The 21,506-nt window shown below is 63.6% G+C and carries 17 protein-coding genes and 2 tRNA genes; 8 read left to right on the plus strand and 11 right to left on the minus strand.

Annotated features, from left to right (window positions below; all coding sequences use genetic code 11):
* Positions 1 to 23 precede the first annotated feature (23 nt).
* From N8I74_RS02315 to gloA, 4 genes are all read right to left on the minus strand, one after another.
* Positions 24 to 1,193, minus strand: coding sequence for an NAD(P)H-dependent flavin oxidoreductase (locus N8I74_RS02315; protein ID WP_263125309.1), 1,170 nt, complete (start codon positions 1,191 to 1,193; stop codon positions 24 to 26).
* Positions 1,194 to 1,375: 182 nt separating this feature from the next.
* The gene (locus tag N8I74_RS02320) at positions 1,376 to 3,841 is read right to left on the minus strand and encodes a phosphoketolase family protein (RefSeq protein ID WP_308445887.1); all 2,466 of its coding nucleotides are present in this window, start codon (positions 3,839 to 3,841) and stop codon (positions 1,376 to 1,378) included.
* 161 nt (positions 3,842 to 4,002) lie between these two features.
* Positions 4,003 to 5,403: a sodium:proton antiporter gene (locus N8I74_RS02325; protein WP_263125310.1), complete on the minus strand. Its 1,401-nt coding sequence runs from the start codon at positions 5,401 to 5,403 to the stop codon at positions 4,003 to 4,005.
* A 46-nt stretch (positions 5,404 to 5,449) separates the two neighbouring features.
* Complete coding sequence (gloA, locus tag N8I74_RS02330; protein ID WP_263125311.1) at positions 5,450 to 5,839, minus strand: lactoylglutathione lyase; 390 nt, start codon at positions 5,837 to 5,839, stop codon at positions 5,450 to 5,452.
* Between the two features lie 173 nt (positions 5,840 to 6,012).
* Here gloA and N8I74_RS02335 point away from each other — a divergent pair.
* Together N8I74_RS02335 and N8I74_RS02340 are read left to right on the plus strand one after the other, a co-directional pair.
* A tRNA-Lys gene (locus N8I74_RS02335) sits at positions 6,013 to 6,088 on the plus strand.
* A gap of 96 nt (positions 6,089 to 6,184) precedes the next feature.
* Positions 6,185 to 6,260, plus strand: a tRNA-Lys gene (locus N8I74_RS02340).
* Between the two features lie 707 nt (positions 6,261 to 6,967).
* Here the strand turns inward: N8I74_RS02340 and N8I74_RS02345 are convergent.
* The 6 genes from N8I74_RS02345 to N8I74_RS02370 all read right to left on the minus strand — a co-directional run bounded on the left by N8I74_RS02345 (position 6,968) and on the right by N8I74_RS02370 (position 12,287).
* Positions 6,968 to 7,681 carry a helix-turn-helix transcriptional regulator gene (locus N8I74_RS02345; protein ID WP_263125312.1) on the minus strand — a complete coding sequence of 238 codons (714 nt, stop codon included), beginning with the start codon at positions 7,679 to 7,681 and terminating at the stop codon, positions 6,968 to 6,970.
* A 76-nt stretch (positions 7,682 to 7,757) separates the two neighbouring features.
* The gene (locus tag N8I74_RS02350; protein WP_263125313.1) at positions 7,758 to 8,831 is read right to left on the minus strand and encodes a hypothetical protein; all 1,074 of its coding nucleotides are present in this window, start codon (positions 8,829 to 8,831) and stop codon (positions 7,758 to 7,760) included.
* A gap of 2 nt (positions 8,832 to 8,833) precedes the next feature.
* Positions 8,834 to 10,036, minus strand: coding sequence for an NAD-dependent epimerase/dehydratase family protein (locus tag N8I74_RS02355; RefSeq protein ID WP_263125314.1), 1,203 nt, complete (start codon positions 10,034 to 10,036; stop codon positions 8,834 to 8,836).
* Complete coding sequence (locus N8I74_RS02360; protein ID WP_263125315.1) at positions 10,033 to 10,455, minus strand: hypothetical protein; 423 nt, start codon at positions 10,453 to 10,455, stop codon at positions 10,033 to 10,035. The genes N8I74_RS02355 and N8I74_RS02360 overlap by 4 nt, the downstream gene beginning before the upstream one ends.
* A 22-nt stretch (positions 10,456 to 10,477) precedes the next feature.
* A complete protein-coding gene (locus tag N8I74_RS02365) occupies positions 10,478 to 11,413 on the minus strand; it encodes a permease (RefSeq protein ID WP_263125316.1) in 936 nt (311 codons plus the stop codon).
* 28 nt (positions 11,414 to 11,441) lie between these two features.
* Positions 11,442 to 12,287, minus strand: a complete 846-nt coding sequence (locus N8I74_RS02370) for a ferritin-like domain-containing protein (RefSeq protein ID WP_263125318.1) — start codon at positions 12,285 to 12,287, stop codon at positions 11,442 to 11,444.
* A 235-nt stretch (positions 12,288 to 12,522) separates the two neighbouring features.
* On the opposite strand from N8I74_RS02370, the gene N8I74_RS02375 reads away from it, so the two are divergent.
* From N8I74_RS02375 to N8I74_RS02390, 4 genes are read left to right on the plus strand one after another with little or no spacing between them, the layout of a single operon-like run.
* Positions 12,523 to 13,359 carry a phosphate ABC transporter substrate-binding protein gene (locus N8I74_RS02375; protein ID WP_263126706.1) on the plus strand — a complete coding sequence of 279 codons (837 nt, stop codon included), beginning with the start codon at positions 12,523 to 12,525 and terminating at the stop codon, positions 13,357 to 13,359.
* Positions 13,360 to 13,377: 18 nt separating this feature from the next.
* Positions 13,378 to 14,286: a phosphate ABC transporter permease subunit PstC gene (gene pstC / locus N8I74_RS02380; RefSeq protein WP_263125319.1), complete on the plus strand. Its 909-nt coding sequence runs from the start codon at positions 13,378 to 13,380 to the stop codon at positions 14,284 to 14,286.
* A complete protein-coding gene (pstA, locus tag N8I74_RS02385; RefSeq protein ID WP_263125320.1) occupies positions 14,283 to 15,152 on the plus strand; it encodes a phosphate ABC transporter permease PstA in 870 nt (289 codons plus the stop codon). Before pstC ends, pstA begins: the two co-directional genes overlap by 4 nt.
* Positions 15,153 to 15,166: 14 nt before the next feature.
* Complete coding sequence (locus N8I74_RS02390; protein ID WP_263125322.1) at positions 15,167 to 16,012, plus strand: phosphate ABC transporter ATP-binding protein; 846 nt, start codon at positions 15,167 to 15,169, stop codon at positions 16,010 to 16,012.
* A 34-nt stretch (positions 16,013 to 16,046) separates the two neighbouring features.
* Here the strand turns inward: N8I74_RS02390 and N8I74_RS02395 are convergent, their stop codons facing one another.
* Positions 16,047 to 16,433, minus strand: a complete 387-nt coding sequence (locus N8I74_RS02395) for a hypothetical protein (RefSeq protein ID WP_263125323.1) — start codon at positions 16,431 to 16,433, stop codon at positions 16,047 to 16,049.
* A 293-nt stretch (positions 16,434 to 16,726) separates the two neighbouring features.
* On the opposite strand from N8I74_RS02395, the gene N8I74_RS02400 reads away from it, so the two are divergent.
* Both N8I74_RS02400 and N8I74_RS02405 read left to right on the plus strand, forming a co-directional pair.
* Entirely contained in the window at positions 16,727 to 19,936 is a 3,210-nt protein-coding gene (locus N8I74_RS02400; RefSeq protein ID WP_263125324.1) for an outer membrane lipoprotein-sorting protein, read from the plus strand.
* 69 nt (positions 19,937 to 20,005) lie between these two features.
* Positions 20,006 to 21,187 (plus strand): hypothetical protein, encoded by a 1,182-nt coding sequence (locus N8I74_RS02405; RefSeq protein ID WP_263125325.1) that lies wholly within the window; start codon positions 20,006 to 20,008, stop codon positions 21,185 to 21,187.
* Positions 21,188 to 21,506 lie beyond the last annotated feature (319 nt).

The raw sequence follows: 21,506 nt of genomic DNA on the forward strand, positions 1-21,506 counted from the left end.
GGCTCCTTGCTGGTGGCACCGGTCTAGGCGATGCCTTCGGCCGGCCGACGCCCGGTCAGCAGGTACTCGATCAGCTCACGCACCGGGCGGATCGCATCGCCGAACGGCAGTGTGTCGGCGCCACGGAAGAACAGCCCCTTGCCGACCTCGCCGCGCATCGCGGCCGCGAGCTTCAGGTCGATGCAGAACTGGCCGACCTTGGCGAGCCCGTCGCGCAGGCCGCATACCGACAAGCAGTTGAGCCCCTGGGTGCAGCGTGCCGGATCGGCCTTGGCGTTGCCCTGCAGACGGGCTTCGCGGTTGAGGTAGTTCTTCAGCCACGGGGTGAGCACTGCACGTGCCGGCAGGCCGGCCACGCTCATGAATTCCACGATGTCGTCCGGACGCGCGCCGGCCAGCACCGCCTTGAAGTTGGGGTGCGCATCGCCTTCCTCGGTCACCGCGAAGGCGGTGCCAAGCTGCACCGCCGAGGCGCCCAGGCCCAGGTAGCGCTGCACCTTCTCGTGGCTGTTGATGCCGCCGGCCACGATCAGCGGAATCTCGCCATGCCTGAGCCCCAGCGTATCGAACAGCGCCAGCGTATCGGGCAGCACCCGTTCGAAATCGAATTTCTCATGGCCGATCTCCTCGATGCGCGTGGCGCCCAGGTGGCCGCCGGCATGGGCCGGATGCTCGATGACGATGGCGTCCGGCCTGCGGCCTTTCCTCAGCCATTTCTTGAGCAGCACGGCGATGCCGCGCACGTCGGACAGGATGGGAATCAGCGCGGTATCGGGGTAGTCCGCGGTCATCTCGGGCAGATCGAGCGGCAGGCCCGCGCCCATCACGATGGCATCCGCGCCGCTGATGCAGGCCTGGCGTACCAGCTTGGGATGCGCGTCGACCGCCTTCATCACGTTGACCGCGATCAGGCCGCGCCCGCCCGAGAATTGCCGCGCCAGATGGATCTCGCGGCCCAGTGCCTCGCAGTTCAGCGTATCCAGCCCGTCCTGGTCGTGCAGATGCCGCGAGCGTTCCAGCAGATCGGGGTGATGATGGCGCAGGTCGACCGACGCAAGCGTGCCGACAGCGCCTTCGCTGGCCACGGCGCCCGCCAGCCGGTGTGCCGACACGCCCACCCCCATGCCGCCCTGCACGATGGGCAGCAGCGCGCGCCCCTTGATGATCAGTGGTTTGAAGGCATGGGCAAGCATGGTGTTTCCTTTATGGTTCCGGTTGCGGCATTTTCGGCCGCTACAGTGTCGCGCGCCCCGCCGGCGCGGCGCTTGACGCGGGTCAAGGAAGGCCGCCGGCGCCGCCGTGCACCGATGAAAAAAACGGCCCACCGAGGTGGGCCGTACAGACAAGTGAAGCTTGGATACCGGGAAACTCAGGTTCAGTAGGGCCACTTCCAGTTCTTGACCTCGGGCAGGTCGTCGCCGTACTCGGCGATGTACTGCTCGTGCTCGACCAGCTTGTCGGTGAACTTCTGCCGGACATGCGCACCGATCTTCTGCAGGCGCGGCACGCGGTCGATCACGTCGATGGCCAGGTTGAAGCGGTCCAGCTGGTTCACCACCACCATGTCGAACGGCGTCGAGGTCGAGCCTTCCTCGATGTAGCCACGGGCGTGGATGTTGTCGTGGCCGTTGCGGCGGTAGGTCAGCCGGTGGATCAACCACGGATAGCCGTGGAAGGCGAACAGGACCGGCTTGTCGGTGGTGAAGATGGCGTCGAACTCGCGGTCGGACAGGCCGTGTGGGTGTTCTTCCTCCGGCTGCAGCGTCATCAGGTCCACCACGTTGACGAAGCGGATCTTCAGGTCAGGGAAGTGCTGGCGCAAGAGGTCGGTGGCCGCCAGTGCCTCCATGGTCGGGATCTCGCCGGCGCAGGCGATCACCACGTCCGGTTCGCCGTCCTGGTCGTTGGATGCCCAATCCCAGATGCCCAGGCCCTTGGTGCAGTGCTTGATCGCCTCGTCCATGGTCAGGTACTGCAGCGCGGGCTGCTTGCCGGCCACCACCACGTTCACATAATGGCGCGAACGCAGCACATGGTCGGTCACGGACAGCAGGGTATTGGCATCCGGCGGCAGGTAGACGCGGATCACCTCGGCCTTCTTGTTCACCACGTGGTCGATGAAACCCGGGTCCTGGTGGCTGAAGCCGTTGTGGTCCTGGCGCCAGACGTGGCTGGTCAGCAGGTAGTTCAGGCTGGGCAGCGGCTTGCGCCAGTTGATGTGACGGGTGGTCTTGAGCCACTTGGCATGCTGGTTGAACATCGAGTCGATCACATGGATGAACGCCTCGTAGCAGCTGAAGAAGCCGTGGCGGCCGGTCAGGTTGTACGCTTCGAGCCAGCCCTGGCAGGTGTGTTCAGACAGGATTTCCATCACCCGGCCGTCCTGCGCCAGATAGTCGTTGGTCTTGTCCTCGGCGAAATAATCGGCGAACCAGGTCTTGCCCGAGACCTCGAACACGTTGTTCCAGCGGTTGGAGGCAGTCTCGTCCGGCCCGAAGATGCGGAAGTTCTTCTCGGCCTCGTTTTCCTTCATCACGTCGCGCAGGAACTTGCCCATCTCGCGGGTGGCTTCGGCCTGCTCGGTGCCCGGCTTCTTGAACTTGACTTCGTACTTGCGGAAGTCCGGCATCCGCAGGTCCTTGGAGGTCTGGCCATGCACCACCGGGTTGCAGCCCATGCGCTTGATGCCGTGCGGCGCGAGGTCGGCAAGCTCGGCACGGAACGCACCCGCACCGTCGAAGAGTTCGTCGGGGCGATAGCTCTTGAGCCAGGTCTCCAGCGCCGCGACGTGTTCGGGCGTCATGTCCGAGAAGGGCACCTGGTGGCTGCGCCAGTAGTCTTCGACCTTCTTGCCGTCGATGCTCTTCGGCCCGGTCCAGCCCTTGGGCGTGCGCATGATGATCATCGGCCAGCGCGGGCGGGTGATCGGCGTGCCGGCATCCATCTCGGCCTTGGCGCGTTGGCGGATCGCCTGCAGCTCGTCCAGGCAGGCATCCAGCGTGTTGGCCATCGCCTGGTGGATCTCGTTGAAGCTTTCCGGACGCTCGTTGAAGGTTTCCTGCTTCAGCTCGACGTAGTGAGGCTTGTAACCGTAGCCTTCGAACAGCTTGGTCAGCTCGTCCTTGGACAGGCGGGCGAGCAGCGTGGGGTTGGCGATCTTGTAGCCGTTCAGATGCAGGATGGGCAGCACGAAGCCATCGTTGACCGGGTGCAGGTATTTGTTGGAATGCCAGCTGGTGGCCAGCGGGCCGGTCTCGGCCTCGCCGTCGCCCACCACGCCCAGCACGACCTGGTCGGGATGGTCGAATGCGGCACCGAACGCATGCGACAGCGCATAGCCCAGTTCGCCGCCTTCATGCATCGAGCCCGGGGTTTCCGGCGCCACGTGCGACGGAATGCCGCGCGGGAAGGAGAACTGCTTGAACAGCCGCTGCATGCCCGCTTCACTGCGGTCGATGCTCGGGTAGAACTCCTCGTAGCTGCCTTCCAGCCAGGTATTGGCCACCAGGCCCGGGCCGCCGTGACCCGGACCGGTGATATAGATCATGTTCAGATCGCGGTCTTTGATCAGGCGGTTGGCGTGCACGTAGATGAAATTCAGACCCGGCGTGGTGCCCCAGTGGCCCAACAGACGTGGCTTGACGTGTTCACGCTTGAGCGGCTGCCGCAGCAAGGGATTGTCCAGCAGGTAGATCTGGCCGACGGAGAGGTAGTTCGCCGCCATCCAGTACTTGTGCATCTTCTCCAGGAGGTCTTGAGAGAGCGTTTGTTGAGCCACAGTACACCTCGATTGCTGTTGTGATGGGAGCAGGGGTGGGCGCCCCGTTGCCTTGCAGTATATGCAGGCCCTGTTTCCATCCCCTGACCTAGGTCAAGCCTGGCGGAAAGCGGGCGGGGAACATGAATTAATCACTAAAGCGGACGATCATCGCTACTGCAAGTTCCCTGTAGGGATGGCCATGAAGGGCGGCCATCCCTGCCGTTGCCGGAGGCGGGCGGCAATCAGAAATGGAAAAACACCACGGTGACCAGCACGAACAGCGGCAGCAGGATGGCGGCGGACCAGGCCATGTAGCCGAAGAAGCTCGGCATCTTCACGCCGCGATCCTCGGCCACGGCCTTGACCATGAAGTTGGGCGCATTGCCGATGTAGCTCATGGCACCCATGAAGACCGAGCCTGCCGAGATCGCAAGCAGCGTGGAGGCCATCGGCCCCATCAGGTGCTGCGCATCGCCATGCGCGAGATTGAAGAACACCAGATAGGTCGGCGCGTTGTCGAGGAACGCCGACAGCACCCCGGTCATCCAGAAGAACATCGCATCGCGCGGCGTGCCCTCTGCGTCGAACACCAGCCCCACCAATGGCGCGAGCTGCCCTGCCTCGCCGGCACGCAGGATGGCGATCGCCGGGGCCATCACAATGAAGATGGCGGCGAACAGCTTGCCCACCTCCTGCATCGGGAACCAATTGAAATCGTTGCCGGCCCGCACCTGCCGGGGCGTGAGCCACAGCGACAGCAGCGCGATCGCCACCAGCAGCAGATCGCGTACCAGGTTCTGCAGCGACAGCGTGGCGCCGGCCAGCCTGAATTCGACCCCGGGTCGCCAGATGCCCGACATCACCACGGCGCCGACCACTGCCGCGATCAGCAGGAAATTGAATTTGCCGTAGAGCTTGATGCCATGGGTGTCGGGCGTCTTGTCGCGCGGCAGCACGCCCTCCTTTTTGAAGTAGTGGCTATCGACGGCGTAGAACAGCGCCAGCAGCAGCAGCACGCACAGCGCCACCGGCGCGAACATGTGTTCGAGCGTCCAGAAAAAACCCACGCCTTTCAGAAAGCCCAGAAACAGCGGCGGGTCGCCGATGGGTGTCAGGCCCCCGCCGATATTGGCCACCAGGAAGATGAAGAACACCACCACGTGCACGTTGTGGCGCCGGTTGTCGTTGGCCTTGAGCAACGGGCGGATCAGCAGCATCGCCGCCCCGGTGGTACCCATCAGCGATGCGAGCACGGCGCCAAGCGCCAGCAGGCCAGTGTTGAGCGCCGGCGAGCCATGCAGGTTGCCCCACACCAGGATGCCGCCCGACACGGTATACAGCGCGAACAGCAGCAGGATGAAGGGGATGAACTCCTCGATCAGTGCATGCGCGATCACACCACCGGCCACCTCCCAACCGAACGCCAGCGCGCACGGCAGCACAAAGGCCGCAGCCCAGAAGGCTGCCACCTTGCCGAAATGGGTGTGCCAGAAATGCGGCGCCAGCAGCGGAAACAAGGCGATCGACAGCAGGATGCCGGCAAAGGGCAGCGCCCACAGCAACGAGAGTTGGCTGCCATCCAATGCGGCGGCGTGCCCCAGCGCGGGCGCAAGCCCGCAGATGAGTGACAGGGTTTTCTTCATGTGTGTTTCCAGGGTGATCGGATCATGCAGGGCTGGCGCGGTGCAATCATTGCGTACAGCGCTGGATGAATTCGATCTTGTAGCCGTCCGGATCCTCGACGAACGCGATCACCGTGCTGCCATGCTTCATCGGCCCGGCCTCGCGGGTGACACGGCCCCCCTTGGCCCGCACCGCGACACACGCGGCATAGGCATCCTCGACCTCGATCGCGATATGGCCATAGCCGGTGCCCAGCTCGTAGCGGCTGGTATCCCAATTGTGGGTCAGCTCGATCACGGTGGTGTCGCGCTCCTCGCCGTAGCCGACGAAAGCCAGCGTGAACCGCCCCTCCGGATAATCCTTGCGTCGCAACAGGCGCATGCCCAGCACCTGCGTATAGAAGGCCAGCGAACGATCAAGATTGCCGACACGTAACATGGTATGAAGCAGGCGCATGGCAAGTACTCCTGGGGTGGAAAAACAGGAAGTCTAACCCGGATGCGGCGGCCATCCGTGCGCGAGATCGTCCTGGCGGACCACCCTTACGCAAGGGGGGCTTGCGGGCAGCAGCCGGATCGACGGCAGGAGTTGACGCAGGTGCCGCCGCGGTCTATGATTCACGCCTCTTTGGGTTGTTAGCTCAGTTGGTAGAGCAGCGGACTCTTAATCCGTAGGTCGAGTGTTCGAGCCACTCACAACCCACCAGATACCGAAAACCGGCCCCAGGGCCGGTTTTTACTTGCGGCACAAGGTGTTAGCCTTGACGCCCTTCCGGGCCGCCGCTATATTCGCGCTCTTTCCGGGTCGTTAGCTCAGTTGGTAGAGCAGCGGACTTTTAATCCGTTGGTCGCAGGTTCGAGTCCCGCACGACCCACCAGGATTCAGCAGTAGACACTAAGGGTTGGCGCCCATGCGCCAACCCTTTTGTTTTGCCTGTCGCCCCAAATGGCAACGCAGCATCAACCGGTCGGCACGCCTGCACAAGGGATGGGGCGGTGATGGGGGCTGGGAGACCTGCCCAGTCACAGCTGGCCACAGGGTGGCGGCACACTTCATGCGCAGTCACCCTGCGGACGTTGTTTGTCTTTTCAGGACTCTTTTGGAGAGGCCGGGAATCGGCTCCGTTATGGCCTGGCCAATCCAGCAAGTGGAGCCTGCCGATTCCATTCCCTATTGCAGCGACAAATCCGGCGCGATGTGGGTCCATTCAAGCAATTGGCCGCTGGTGGAATTGCCTGGTTCAAGGCATGGAATGTGAGATCCATGCTCAATCGGTGCCTGGATGGTATTCCAGGCCCAGCGCCTGGGTGCATGGAGATGCATCATGACGACGGAATCGGAAGGCGGCAGACAGCCGATGACGGATGGTGTGACGTGATCAGGGGGTATAGGGAAGCACGCCGCAATGTGTATCGCGGCGAATCCAGGGTTTGGCAATTGAAAGGCGGAGGTGGTTTTGTAATGGCTTGACTACCGATCGGCCGGTGATCATTTCTGCCATCCCCTCAGACGGGGATGGATCACGCATGCCTGCCATCCCGCCTTCGCCTCATGCGCCGGATGACCGGATGGTGCTTGAGCCACTCAGGTCGCAGTCGCGACCCGCAATGCAAGCTCTGTCCGATTGGTCACGTCCGCTTTTCTGAACAGTGCATGGATCTGGTTGCGCACCGTATTCGGGCTCGATCCCAGCTCCCGGGCGATTTGCTTGTTGCTGAGGCCGCCGGCAAGCAGCTTGAGGATTTCGATCTCGCGAGCCGTATAGAGGTACCATTCGAATTCCGGCGCCTGCGTGGCCGCCTCGCTTTGGGTGAAGCCTGCAGCGTGATGCACGTTGGCCGCGGCCGTCGCAAGCTCCTGGCTCATGGACTTGACCAGCTCGACGTCCTCCCAACGGCTTACGGAGCTCATGACCGCGAAGATCAGATGGGGCCCGCCAAGCTCGATGGCATGGATCGCAAAACGGCGGCCGAACCGCGGTTCCAGCATCAGCAGCCGTCTTCCTACGCAGGAACACTGTCCAAGGTCCACCAGCGATGGTGCCCGGACCGCGTTCCACACCGCGAGGAGCGACGCGCAATGGCTTTGCAGCGTCTGGGGCTCTTCGTGTATTTCACCGTCCAGATACAGGATTTCTTCGATCTGGACTGCCGAATGCTCGACAACGGCGGTTCCCACTGCCAGGCAGTCGACGTCCAGTTGCTTGAATCGGGACGTCTCGCCCAGAGCCCTCAGATATTGCCAATCCAGGTGCGCTTTTTCCATTTCCTCATACCCCACTGCAAAGCGGGCGGTCATTTGCATTTCGCCCAAGGACAGAATTGTATAAGAAAATATGCAAATGTTGATACGCGATCAAGAAAGGATGATCGCGCTAGCAGCAGCCCCCGGCAGGGTCGCAGGCTGAGGCCGCCGTAGCCCCGGCAAAGGGTGCCAATCCCTTGGTGACCTTGGGATCACGCAGGGCCGGGGTGTTGCAGTCGAACAGCTCGGCTTGGGCCAATGGGGGCTCGTTCACGCTGCGCAGACCGACGAATTGGCCCTGATAAGGGGCGCGCATCATCAGATCAAAGGTCTTCGCACAGACCGCCACACGCTGACCCCGACGATACACATGGCCGTCGTCGTCCTCGACTTCCCGCCACGGGCCCCGGTACATCACTGCCTGACCCAGCTCGAAGCACGGACCCTGCTTTCCCCGGTACGCTTCGATGATGCACATGCGGACGTCGACATCGCCGATGCGATCCACAGCCAACGGATCCACGGCGGTGGACCAATGGACAGTGATACCGTGGAAACCTGCTTCCTCGAATGATCTGAGCAGCGCGCCTTCGGTGGGGACGTGCAGCGAAGGGCCCGGTGGTGCACCGCGCACCGCATATGCGGAGGCGATCGGTTCATCCGCAACCAGCGCAGCACAATACACCACGCCTTCGCGGGCTTGTACGCGGAATGCTTCAGCAAGCAGCTGCGGTACCATGCCCGGCTCGATCCGGTTGACGGCAAAATCGAGCACCACGCTATGTGCCCAGCCGTCCGCCACCGCTGGTGTGCCGGCAAACAGGTTTCTCAGTTTCTCCTCGAGCACCAGATAGCTCTCGATATCGCGGATGGCTGTCGCCGACATGGCGGACTCGATGCCCCGCACATCGCGGCGCAGGTTGCCAAGGTCCAGCAGACGGATCGTCTGTGCGCGTTCGCCAACCAAGCTCCTGGCACGCCGCAGTTGCCGTGTTTCCACATCGGCGAGCATGACGTCCGCTCCGGCCAGCGCCGCTGTGTTTTGCGCCAGCAGCGCCGAATAGCCGCCGCCGAGCCACAGCACGCGCTGATCCGCGCGCTGCGAGGTGGTTTCCAGACGCGTGCGCAATCCCGAAGCCAGGGAGGCCAGTTCGTGCTCCCAGGCGCTCAACCGGGCTGCGCTGTGTGGTTCAGGTGAGTTCATGATCAAGCCATGGAAAGTGACAAGGTCGGAACATGCTCGTCGTGCTGTCGATAGTCGACGCACGCCGGCAACTCATTTCCAAATCGCTCCAGATAGCGCTGCAGCAGTGCGGAGGAGCGTACGAAGCGGTCCTGGCAGATCTGGATCGTTTCCGCGGTGGTCTCGGTGAAGGTGAGGCCGCGCTGGGCGAGCTGTTCAAGCCACCCTCGTTCGAACTGCCAGGGATAGGCGCCGATTTCCAGGTTGGTCTGGGCAAAGGTGAGGTAGGCGCGCTGCCGCATGTGGATGGCTTTGAGGTCAACTTGGCGCATATGGTCGTAGAAGACCACGCTGCGCGGCCGCGTCACCTCGCAGATCATCTGCCAGAGCCGCTTCATGGAAGGGGCGCTGCGATTGCTCACCACCAGGTTTACGTACTCGCCGTCCGGCACCCAGCGCAGGATGCTTGCCATCGCCGCCTGGAAGACATCCTGATGCAGCAGGTTCAACGGCTGGTCCGTGGCCACGGTGTGCAACTCTTCGTGGTAGCGGTCCGAAAGCAGGCGTTCGATCCCCATCCATTGCTGGTAGAGCCCATAGCGCTTGCCGCTGTAGCGGCCGTCCTTGGCGCTGCCGATCACAATGGAGGGGCGTACGACGAGGAACGGGATGCCCGAGCAGGCCACGACGTGTTCGGCGTTCCGCTTGGTCAGGGTGTAGTCGGTGGGGTCGCTTGGCGGTGTGTGCAGCGCGCGTTCCGGGATGGGTGCACCGGAATAGCCCCCCGCGTAGGCGGTGGAAATGAAGACGAAACGACCGACGCCGGCCGCCTTGGCGGCATCCACCAACCGCTGTGTGAATTCGACGTTCAGGGTCTGCAGCGCGGCGCTGTCGAAGTAGTCGAGACACCCCGCGCAATGGATGACCGTGTCCACACCGGTAAGCATGCCCACCAGTTCGTCGTGCGACACGTGCTCTGCGCCCTGCCAGCCGACCACCTCGATCCGGCCGGCCAGGGCGGCCGGGTCTGCGCCCAAGGCGAGCAGTTCGCGCTGGATTGCTTCGGGCACGGCATCGGCTGCCTGCATCTGCCGGCTGGGGACCACCAGGGTATCGGCCCAGTCATCGCCAAGCACCTGCGCCGCGAGCAGCGCCCCCAGGTAACCGGTGCCGCCGGTGAGCAGGACCCGCTTTCCCTGGCGCGCCGTTTCCCGCAGGGCGTTCAATGGAGGACCTGCGACGTGCTGGTGGACGATCCCGGCAATGCCTTGCCGACGAGCTCCTGGTCCGGGGCGCCACCGTACGACACCAGGCGCTGGTTCACGATCAGCACCGGGAAGGCGCTCAGGCCATGGGACATGAACAGCTCGCTCACCTGCTGCGCCACCTTGGCGCCGCCGCTGTCCAGTTCGCCGGAGATCCGGCCGAGCGCGGACTGCGCCTGGGTCACCGTCACGGTGACCACGGGCCAATCGAGATGCGCGGATTGCAGCGCGGCGTGGGCGGCGGCCTGGGCTGCCGCGTCGATGTCCGCGGTACCGCGGACGCAGCAGCTGGCGGAGACAACGGCAACGGTCTGCGGGCTCAGCGCTTGCTTGACCAGGGCGGAATCGTCATCCGAGCCCTTCTTGAAGAGACCAAACATGGGGGCACCTTTTGGAAATGGGTTAGAGCACGAGGGTCACGACCACCCCCAGAATCAACGCGCAGGCGATGACGCTCAGGGTGTGGGCGATGACCAGTGGCAATCTGAAGAGCCGGAACAGCAGCATGATCTCCGGGGGACTGGTTCCGATCGCGGCGACCAGGAAGGTCACGAGCGGCCCCACCGGAAAGCCCTTCTCGATCAGCGCAAAGCCGATGGGCAGTGCGGCGACCGGCGAGATATAGAGCGGCACGCCGACCAGCGCGCATACCAGATAGAGCAATGCGGGATGGGCGCTGTCGACCAGGGCCAACAGCGTGTCCTTGGGTACCGCGCCATAGATGACACCGCCGATCAACAGGCCCACCAGCAGGTAGGGTGCGACGTCCTTCAGCTCCCGCACCGCCGCGATCCAGGCAAAACGGCTGGCGGGCCCGAAGCCCGGCCAGGTCGGACCGCCGGTGCCGACGAACGTGCCGGCGCTTTCCGGGGCCGGTGTCGACACCAGGTAGCGTTGCAGCCCCAGCCTGCCGGCGAGCACCCCTGCTGCCGACGTGAGCGCGAGACCCACCACGATGAAGGTGAGGCCGGCGACCGGCCCCTGGGTGGCAAACAGCAGGATGAACACGCCTTCATTGACCACCGGCGAGGACACCAGGAACGCAAAGCTGGGGACGAAGCCCACACCGGCGCGCAGCATGCCGCTCAGCACCGGAATGGTGGAGCATGAGCAGAACGGGGTGATCACGCCGCCGACGCTGGCCGCGAAGGCCGAGCGCCAACTAGTCGCGCCTTTGAGCCGGTTCTGGGTCGCCTGGAAGGGCAGGCGCTGCTGTAGCAGCACCACCCCCCAGGTGATCAGCAGAAACAGCCCGATGAGCAGGGCCCCATCCATCAGCAGGAATTCGAAGAACGCGCGGACGGCCGGGGATGCCAAACCGGTTTGAAGGGTTTCCACTGCAAGGAACGCCTTGTTGACGTGACGCTCAGGCCGTAGCCAGCGCCGAGTTCATCGACGGCGTACCGCCATACGATTGCATGGATTCGATCAGGGCCGCAGTCACGACCGGGTCGAAGTTCGCCTTGTCCAGCGTTTCCACGTAGGTATCGAGTGCCTCGATCCGGATCTCGTCGATGTCGGTCTTCAGATCGCCCAGCGACAGGGCACCGCAATCGATGTTGAGACGGTCGCACAGGAAGTGGCAGCTGGTGCTGACCATGCTGAAGAGCTCGGGCATGACGCGGTGGTGCGCCCACTTCAGGCTCTCGTGCACGCCTTCCGGGTCTGCCTCCAGCAGGCCACGGATCCGGGTCAGGCCGATCTCCAGATGCTCCAGCTCGTCTTCCAGGATCTTGCTGGCAAGGGCGGCGGTATCCGGGTCGCCCTGACGTTTCAGGGTCCGATACAGGACGATGGCCATGGTCTCGGTCATCAGATCCTGCATGATGAGACAGGCAGCCAGATCCTTGTTCTGCACGGCGCTGCTGAAATGGCGGCGGATGTTGAACCATTGCGGCTCGACGATCTCGCGCATCACCGTGTAGTCGTGACGCTTGCCCAGGCTCGCCAGCATCTGGATGTGCTTGGACTCTTCATGCGCCTGCTTCACGGTCTCGATCTTGTCGTCGGTGGTGGGCATCAGCGGCACCATCTCCGAATAGTTCTCGACCGCCATGACCTCGCCCGCGATCGCGTTCGAAGCAATGTAGGCAATCAAGTTGAAGTAGCCGTCGGTCTTTTCATGCTGCGTCTGCAGCTCGTTGCGACGGTTGGTTGAACGCAGGTCGACCGGCGCCAGATCGTCGGCAACCGCGGCGGTGACTTCACTCATTTTGCAAACCCCTCAGGACGTCTGACAAGGAATATTCCTTGGAGCAAACCATTGTCGAGAGGCGGGATGTGGCGCGCCATAGTACATAGGTTCTATTCGGCGCCGGGAAGGGGGCAGCGTACGATCGCATTCTATGCAATGAATCTGCAATCTTAAAAATAACGATCCACCTTTTCAATTTAATGGAGTTTCTCCAATGGCGACAGTTTTCCAATCCGGCCGCGGTATCGGCGCAATGGCCCTATTGCTTGCCGGTGCATTGGGCACGATCGGTTTGGTGGGCTGTGATCGTGCAACGGGCTCCACGCAGCCCGCCGAAAAAGCGGCTGTGGAACGCATCATGGTGGTGGGTGCCAGCACGATTGCGCCGTTGATGAGCGAGATCGCCAAGGCATACGAGCAAAGCCATCCCGGCGTACGCATCGAAGTGCAGGCCGGCGGCAGCTCGCGCGGCGTGCTGGATGTGCGCCAGGGCACCGCCGGGATCGGCATGGTCTCACGTGAACTCAAGTCGGACGAAGCGGACCTGAAGCATGTGATGATCGCGCAGGACGGCGTCGGCATGATCGTGCACAAGGACAACCCGATCCAGCGCTTTACCAAGCAGCAGATCATCGACATCTACACCGGCAAGCTCACCAATTGGCGGCAGCTTGGCGGCGACGATGCGCCGATCACGGTGGTGAGCAAGGCGGAAGGACGCTCGACGCTGGATATCTTCAGCCATTTCTTCGGCGTCAAATACAAGGATATCAAGGCCCACGTCGTCATCGGCGACAACCAGCAGGGCATCCAGGCCGTGGCGGGCTCGCCGGCGACGGTCGGCTACGTATCGATCGGCACCGCCGAATACGAGGCGCAGCATGGCGCCGCCATCAAGCTGGTCCCTGTCGACAACCAGGTTCCGACGACCGCGGCAGTGGCTGCCGGCGAGTATGCGATCCGTCGCCCGCTCAATCTCGTGTTCAAGGAGCCGCTCACGGCCACGGCCAAGGATCTGGTGCAGTTTGCGCAATCCCGCGATGCCAGCGCGCTGGTGAAGAAGCAGTTCTTTGTTCCCGTGGCCCAATAAGCCGGACGGTCTGGTGCAATGAGCGCTTTACTGGAGCTGCCGTTCCCACAGGCGGCAATGCCCCGGCACGCCGCGCGGATCCGGCTGCTGGCATTCTGGGCCGTGATGGCGGGTCTGGCGATCGCAGGCACGTTGATTGTGCTGCTGATCGCCGGCCTGCTCGTTCGCGAGTCGTGGCCGCTGATCAGCCAGGCCGGGCCGTTGCGGTTTCTGACCGACGCAGGCTGGTGGCCCCGCGACGGCAGCTTCAACATGTCGCCGATGATCCTGGCCAGCCTGCTGCTCACCGCGGGTGCATTGGCGATCGCGACGCCGTTGAGCCTGGTGTTCGCGACGTTCACCTGCTTCGTGGCACCGGCCTGGCTTACCAAGGGCCTGCGCCTGCTGGTGGAGGCCAGCGCAGCGGTGCCGACAGTGGTGTATGGGCTGTGGGGGATCACCGTCATCGTGCCACTGGTGAACCGGATTTCCCCACCCGGTTCCAGCCTGCTTGCCGGCATGATCGTCGTCGCGGTGATGATCTTCCCCACCATTGCCATGCTGTCCCGCGCTGCGCTGCTGGCGGTGCCGCCCGGCTACGTGCAGGCCGCCGCCGCGCTCGGTGTCTCGAACGCGCAGACCGTGCTGCGCATCGTGCTCCCTGCCGCCAGGCACGGCATCGTATCCGCCATGATCCTGGGGGCCGCACGGGCCATCGGCGAGACGATGGTGGTGCTGATGGTCTGCGGCAACATCGTGCAAGTCCCCAAGTCGCTGTTCGAGCCGGTCCGCACCCTGACGGCAAACATCGCGCTGGAGATGCCGTATGCGATGGGTGATCACCGTGCCTCGCTGTTTGTCGCAGGGCTGATGATGCTGGTCCTGGTCAGCGCGCTGGTCGCGCTGGGTGAATGGGTCGGCGCGACCGGCCGGCGGGGTGCACCATGAGCGCGCTCGGTAGCGGCATGCCCTACCCCCGCGAGCGGTTATGGACAGGCTTTCTCTGGGCCGGATCGCTGCTGGTTGCCGCGATGCTGTTGTGGCCGCTGCTGATCGTGATCCTGGAAGGCAGCCATGCGCTCTCACTCGAGTTCTTCACCGGCAGCCCTAGTGACGCCGGCCGCAGCGGTGGCATCCTGCCCATCCTCGTCTCGACCCTGGCGATTGTCTCGATCAGCCTGGCCGCCGCGCTGCCACTGGCCTTTGCCATCGCGGTGATGCTCACCGAGGTGTGCCGTCCGGACGGGTGGATCGCCACGGCGATGCGTTGCAGCCTGGATATCCTGGCTGGCGTGCCGTCCGTGGTATTCGGCCTGTTCGGACTCAGTCTGTTCTGTCGCCAGCTGGGCATGGGCTACTCGATTGCCGCCGGTGGTCTGGCGCTGGCCTGCATGATCCTGCCGACGCTTGCCCGTGCCCTGACCACGGCGCTTGAGGCGGCCGGCGAACAGCATCGGGTGTCGGGGGCCGCGCTGGGGCTGTCGAAGCCGGCCGTGCTATGCAGCGTGACCGTGCCGGTGGCGCTGCCCGGCATCTGCGCCGGGCTGATCCTGGCGATGACCCGGGCGTTGGCCGAGACCGCGGTCCTGCTCTTCACCAGCGGCTACTCCGACCGGATGCCCGAATCGATCATGGATTCCGGCCGCAGCATCTCGATCCATATCTACGACCTGTCCACCAATGTGCCGGGTGGCATGCCGAATGCCTACGGCTCGGCATTGGCACTGCTGCTCATGCTCACCGTCCTCAGCGCGGCGGTGCACTGGGGCACCCGCTGGATGCACAAACACATGACCGGCGCCTCGCAGCGCTGAATCGAGGGATTCCGATGACACACTCCACGCTGCTGGCAACGTCACCACATGCCGAACGCGCCCGTCCGGCGCCGCAGTCGATCGCGGACAGCGTGCCTTCATCCGGGCATATCGAGTTCGACGACATCTCGGTGCGCTACGGCAACAACAAGGTCGTCGAAGCCGTCTCCCTCAAGGTGCCACGCAATTCGGTCACCGCGATGATCGGCCCGTCGGGGTGCGGCAAGTCCAGCATGCTCTACACCGTCAATCGACTGTGCGACCTGATTCCCGGCTGCTGTGTGACCGGCTCGGTGGCGTTCAGCTGGCTGGACAACGAGCAGATGCGCAAGGACGCGATCCTGTTGCGGCGGCAGGTCGGCATGTTGTTCCAGCGCCCGAATCCGTTTCCGTTCTCGATCTGGAAGAACCTTGAGTTTGCGTTGAAGCAACATGGCATCCGGGCAAAGGCCGAGGTCAACGAGCGGATCGAATCGGCGCTGCAGGAAGTGGGATTGTGGGACGAGGTGAAGGATCGGCTGTCGCTATCGGCGTTCGCGCTGTCCGGTGGCCAGCAGCAACGGCTTTGCCTTGCCCGTGCCTTGGTGCTGCAGCCGGCCGTGCTGCTGATGGACGAACCGTGCAGCGCCCTTGATCCCATTTCGACGCAGAAGATCGAGGATCTGATCCTGCGCCTGTCGCGCACCCGCACCATCCTGCTGGTCACGCATAGCCTGGGCCAGGCCCGGCGGGTCGCGAGCCAGGTCGCCATGTTCTGGAAACTGGACGGCGTGGGCCGGCTGATCGAATGCGGCAGCGCGCTCGATCTGTTTGATCAGCCCAGGCACGAGCTGACCCAGTCCTATCTGGCCTACGCCTGAGCGCCGGCAGGCGGGCGGGCCGCGCCGGCGGCAATCAGCCGCGATGCCGCAACGCGGTGTGCAGCTTGCGTTGCACTGCGGCGTTGCGTGCTTCCCGCGCCTGCAGACGGGCCATGGCGCGATCCAGCCTGCGATCCATCGCGGCTTCGTTGTCGAGGTCGAATTTGCGAAGACTGGCCAGGGCCACGGTGGTGCCGACGAGGGTGGTCGCCGCGGCCCAGGCATGCGGTTTGGCAAACAGGGTGAGCCAGGCGGCGTAGTCCGGACCGTCGAACAGCGCGGCAAAACCGAGGATCAGCGCGATTTCGTTGGCCAGCACCAAGAGCGTGCCGCTCAACAAGGCCATGGTCGCCACGGTGCCTGCATATTGCAGGCAGGCGGCCAACCGGCGCAGCACAGCTGCGGCAATCCGGATCGGCATGGTGGCAAACCTGAAAACGCCATTGAGCAGTGCTGCGGTTCTGTGCCCGCTGGCGTCCTGCGTCAGCACCATAAACACCAACAACGAAAACGACAGAAGCGTTACCAGCAATCCGAGAAATTGCATCAATGCATCCTCCTCAAACGAACAGATTCAATGCCGTCCCGATTTCTCCCGCTTGACGATAGTACATCGCTTCCATTGAGCGCCGCGGCGCGCCTTTCTACCATCAGCGTGAACCATCGCGGTGTTTTGTCCGCCGCGCCGGATCGCCACTTCCCTTACCGTGCCCCATGACCAACATCACACACACTGCTGAGCTTTCTGCCCCTGCATGCGATGCCGACGCGAATGGCCCGCGCCTGCTGGAGCGGTACGTCACCTGGGTCGTGGACTACCGGAAATGGGTGATTGGCTGCGTGGTGCTGCTGACCGTCTTCTTCGGCTTGTTCGCCGCCAAACAGCAGGTGGTCATCAATCCCGCCGCGGTGGTGCCCCAGGGGCATCCCTACATCAAGGCCACCAACGCGATCGAGAAGATCTTCGGCTCGAAGTACCTGGTGGTCATCGGGGTCACGCCCCGGCAGGGGGATGCACTGCAGCCTGCGGTGCTCGATACGGTCCGTCGCATCACCGACCAGCTCTACGCCGCCCCGACGGTGAGCAAGCAAACGCTGCTGAGCCTGACCTCGCGCCAGGCCAAGCGTATCCGTGGCACCGCCGATGGCTTCGAGGCCAAGCCGCTCATTGATACCGGCCCTACCGCACGGGTCGACCGGACCGCACTCAAGCAAGCCATCGAAGCCAACCCTGTCTATCGCGACACGGTGATCTCGCAGGATTGGCGCACCGCCACGATCATGCTCGAACTCAAGGAGAATCCGAACGGCTTCGGTGCCATGCTCGCCGATGTCCACCGGATCCTCGGCCAGGAACAGCAGGCGGGCCTGCAGGTGACGGTCAGCGGCAACCCGGTCTTCCTGCATCAGGCCGAGATCTTTGCCGAGCGCATCAACTGGCTGTTCCCGATTGCGGTGCTGGTGATCGGGCTGCTGCACTTCGAAGCCTTCCGTACCCGGCAGGGCCTGATCCTGCCGCTGGTGACCGCACTGTTGTCGGTGGTATGGGGGGTGGGCGTGATGGGGTTGATGCGTATCCCCATGGACATCTTCAATTCGCCGACCCCCATCCTGATCCTGGCGGTCGCCGCCGGGCATGCGGTCCAGCTGCTGAAGCGGTACTACGAGCGTTTCATCGAGCTGGTCGATGACCAAGGCGTCGAGCCGGCACTGGCCAATCGATTGGCGACGATCCAGTCGCTGGTCGCCGTGGGGCCTGTGCTGGTGATTGCCGGGGGCGTCGCCGCCTTGGGGTTCTTCTCGTTGGTGGTGTTCGAGGTCGAAACCGTACGGGCCTTCGGCATCTTCACCGGCATCGGCATCCTGACTGCGGTCATGCTCGAATTCACGTTCACGCCGGCCGTGCGTGCCAGCCTGCGCGCGCCCTCGGCAGACCAGATCCGCACCGAGAGCCGGGTGCGCTTCTGGGATCGTCTCAGTGCGGGCATCGCACAGTCGGTGAGGACAGCGGGCGGTCGTACGGCCATCCTTGCCGGGACGGCACTGCTGGTCGCGATCGCGATCGCCGGCTGGCCGAGGGTCCAGATCGACAATGCCAGCAAGACATTCTTTTCCCCCAGCCTGCCCATCCAGCAGGACGATCAGCAGCTCAATCGGCAGACCGGTGGCACCAACGTGCTCTATCTGATGGTCGATACCGGCCGGGAGGACGGCATCAAGGATCCCAAGGTGCTGGCGGCCATGCATGCGCTTCAGCTCGAAGCGGCCAAGCGTCCCCATGTCGGCAAGACGCTGTCGATCTATGACTTCCTGCAGCGCATGCATGAAGCCGCCTCGGGGGAGAGCAGGACGGCTGGCCCATTGCCCGCCGATCGCAATCTGATCGCGCAATACCTGTTCCTCTACGCGATGTCGGGCGATCCCGAGGACTTCTCCGCCCACGTCGACTATGGCTATCAGCGGGCGAAGATCGCCGTCATGCTGCGCACCAACAGCAACGCGGAAATCGACCAGCTGGTCCGCGACCTGAAGCGCGAGGCCGGCAGGCTGTTCCCCCGCGGGGTCAGCGTCTCGTTCGGTGGCGAGGTGGCACAGACGCTCGCGGTCACCGACGTGATGGTGCACAGCAAGCTCCTCAATATCGTGCAGATCCTGGCGGTGATCTTCGCGGTCTCGGCCATCGCGTTCAGGTCCTTGGTTGCCGGCGCACTGGTGCTGGCGCCGCTGCTGGTGGTGCTGGCGCTGGTATTCGGGGCGATGGGCTACTTCGGGGTGCCGCTCAACATCCCGAACTCGCTGATCTCCGCCATGGCCGTCGGCATCGGTGCCGACTACGCCATCTACCTGATCTACCGGATTTCCGAGTTTGTCTCCCAAGGGCAATCACTCAACGCCGCCGTGAATCAAGCGATCAAGACTGCCGGCAAAGCCTGCCTCTTCGTGGCCACGGCCGTTGCCGGCGGGTATGCCGTGCTCCTGTTCTCATACGACTACAAGGTCCATATGTGGCTCTCCTCCTTCATCGTGTTGGCGATGCTGGCCAGCGTCCTCACCGCCCTGACGCTCATCCCCAGCGCGATCCTGATCTTCAAGCCGCGCTTTGTGCTTGCGCGCCGCTCCGGCGACCGGGGCGCGATCCTGCTGATCATCCTGGCCACCATCGGTTTCCTGACCTACTCGCAGATCGCCTGGTCCGCTCCCGATGCCGCACAGATCATGGAGCGCAGCGCAGCGGCGACACGATTCAGCACGTCAAATTCGTCGGCGGAGTTCGTGCTGGAGAGCAAGGATGGTGGCAAGCGGACCCGCAAAGCCAGCATGACCTCCAAGCTGCAGGACAACGGCACGGACACGATGCGGCTGGTCCGGTTCGAGGCGCCCGCCGACATCAAGGGGACCGCCACGTTGTTGATCGAGAAGCGCGCCGCGGATGACGACATGTGGGTCTACCTGCCGGCGATGAAGCGGGTGCGCCGCCTGGTGGCCTCCAACAAGAAGGACAGCTTCATCGGGACCGATTTCAGCTACGGCGACGTGATGGGGCACAAGGTCGGCGACTGGAAGCACACCCTGCTGTCCGAGCAGACCAAGGATGGCATTGCCTACTTCGTCATCGAATCCATTCCTGCCAGCGATGCCACGCGGGCCGATTCCGGGTATGGCAAGCGTGTCTCCTGGGTGCGCAAGGACAACTGGGTGGCCGCACTCGTAGAAACCCAGGACACCGGTGGCCAGCCCTACAAGCGCTTCGTGTTCTCGGATATCCAGAAAGTGGATGCCGCGAACAACAAGTGGCAGCCGATGAAAGCAGTGGGATCCAATCTGCAGAGCGGACATACCACCACCATCACCTTCGCCAGCTTCAAGGTGGGCGAGCCGGTCGCAGAGACGACCTTCTCGGCCAACAACCTCGCCACGCACTAGCCGATGCGGCCGCTCGATCGAAGCTGGCTGACGCCGTTCTGCGCCGGCGTGTGGTTGTGGGGTTCGACCATGGCACATGCACAGCCCATCGGCATCAGCGGGGAAGTCGCCGCGGGGGTCTGGTCCTCCAGCAGAATGCTGGATGACCGCACCGGGGTGGGTGTGCTGCGCGGGGATGTCCAGCTGGATTGGCAGGCGATGGAATCGCTCCAGCTGCATGCCGATCTCTGGGCGCGTTCCGCACCGGAAAGACTGGACCACAAGCGCGAAGACGCGGGCATCACCGAGCTGTACCTGCGCCTTGGCCAAGCGCCATGCGCGCCCGCATTGGGCAAGCGGCTGGTGCTGTGGGGCAGGACCGACGCGATCAATCCCACCGATCAGGTTGCGCCACGCAACTTCCGCCGCCTGACGCCGGACGATGACGAGCAGCGGTCCGGCCAATGGGGTCTCCACCTCGATTGTCAGGCGGGCCCGGGGAAACTGCAGCTGCACTGGATGAGCCAGCGTGAATTCAATCAGGTGCCGCTACGTGAGCAGCCCGGCGTCGTGGTGCTGGATGCGCAGCCGGCGCCGACCACCAGCTTCGCGGCCAAGTATGACGTCCTTGGAGAAGCGGCGGACTGGTCCATCGGCTTTGTCCGCGGCGCTGACCTCCATCCCACGCTGGCGGTGGATGCGCTGACCCCGCAGGGATTGGCCCTGGCGCAAAAGGCCACCCGCTTTCGGATGCTCGGTGCAGACGTGGCGTTCGTGCGTGGTGAAATCGCCTACCGTGCCGAATTCGCCTGGGTCACCTACGATCAGGACGGCGCGCCGCTGACCGCCCGGCGTCGGCCGTATGTCTCGGGCGTGGCCGGCGGGGAATGGGCCTTGGGCGATCGCGAGACCCTGGGCCTGCAGCTGTTCTGGAAACACCTGCATGGCGACCTGCCCGCCAGCCCGGATCCCATCCAGCAATCACTGCAGGTGGCGCAAGGCCTGATCAGCAATGAGCTGGATGACGATCAGTACGGCGTCACGGCGCGATACGCCAGGTCATTCCTCGACTCCAGGGCGGACCTGGACCTGTTCGCCGTCTGGTCGCAGCCCAGCGAGGACTGGATGCTGCGCGGGCGCCTCAGCTACGCCTATTCGGATCACATCCGCCTGCGAACCGGCTTTGACGTGTTCCGTGGCCTTCGCCAGTCCTATCTCGGCAATCTTCGGCAGAACGCGCTGCTTTATTTCGAGACGTCCTACATCTGGTGATGCCTACCTCGGTTAACTAGGCTGGCGGTCTACTCTCTCGGCGTGAATCGCTGTGTTGTTAATCAGGTTGGGCGCTATTCCAGCAGTGTTGCAGGTCTAACGTTTCGCTCAAGCGGGCCGCCCAAAGCTGCGCTTTGGGTTCCCTCCGCTGCTTCGCAGCTCCAGCTGCACGTTACCTCCAACGTTGAGGGCTGCATTGCAACTCTAAGGTGACATCAATCAGCTGGATATGGACTTCTGCTTTGGCCGAAAAGCGGACGTCCAGTTCTCAATGGGCGGTTGTCCAAGACAATTGCAAGATTGAACCCCCAGTCCTATC

Source organism: Chitiniphilus purpureus, assembly GCF_025642115.1.
GTDB lineage: Bacteria > Pseudomonadota > Gammaproteobacteria > Burkholderiales > Chitinibacteraceae > Chitiniphilus > Chitiniphilus purpureus.